The sequence below is a fragment of the Caballeronia sp. INDeC2 genome, from assembly GCF_023631325.1.
Taxonomy (GTDB): domain Bacteria; phylum Pseudomonadota; class Gammaproteobacteria; order Burkholderiales; family Burkholderiaceae; genus Caballeronia.
On record NZ_JALQDG010000063.1, the window covers coordinates 1 to 911 of the forward strand.

Genomic DNA, 911 nt, shown 5'->3' on the forward strand with positions numbered 1-911 from the left:
TCTGGCTTCTACCTGCTGTCTCGCGCGGCTGACGCCGGCGTTGCAAAAATGGACGCGTGGACCGTTCACATCGCCGTACTGTCTGAGCCGACCGCGCCGCCGACGTGATTGCAAATAGATGACTTGATACACATCGGTTTCGAGCCTGCTACCTTTGCCTTGTCGCCGCTCGCTTTCAACCGCGACCATTCGATGGTTCGCATTGGGCGTCCATTTGCGTCCGATGCGTGCGGCCTGTCGGTGTCTGAGTTGCGGGGTGGAGCATGTCATTCAATAGCGCGGATGCGCCGGTCGACGCCAGTTCTTCTGCCGGGCGCGCAGCGGAATACGTACGCATGTCGACCGAACACCAGCAGTATTCCACCGAAAATCAGCGCGACCGGATTCGAGACTACGCTGCCCGTCGCGGATTCCAAATTGTCCGTACGTATGCCGATGAGGGTAAGAGCGGGCTACGGATTGACGGCCGTCAGGCGCTTCAAAATCTCATCGCTGATGTCGCCAATGGCAATGCTGACTTTTGCGTCATCCTTGTTTACGACGTGAGTCGATGGGGGCGATTCCAGGATGCTGACGAGAGCGCGTACTACGAGTACATCTGCCGCCGCGCCGGCATTCAGGTCGCGTACTGCGCCGAGCAGTTTGAGAACGACGGCTCACCGGTCTCGACTATCGTCAAAGGCGTCAAGCGGGCCATGGCTGGCGAATACAGCCGGGAACTGTCGGCTAAGGTGTTCGCAGGCCAGTGCCGCTTGATTGAAATGGGGTTCCGGCAAGGAGGGCCGGCAGGCTATGGATTGCGGCGCGTGTTGGTCGATGACCATGGCCTTATGAAAGCAACTGATGAGCGCCCGTCGTGTCATTGAGCGAAGAAAGGCACTCGGACGAAGCACCGCACACAATATGACCAG

General features: G+C 58.8%; 1 pseudogene. It reads left to right on the forward strand.

The window, feature by feature from the left end:
- Window positions 1-263: 263 nt before the first annotated feature.
- Window positions 264-839 (forward strand): annotated as a pseudogene (locus NCS28_RS33055) (recombinase family protein); the annotation flags it as partial.
- Between the last annotated feature and the right edge of the window lie 72 nt (window positions 840-911).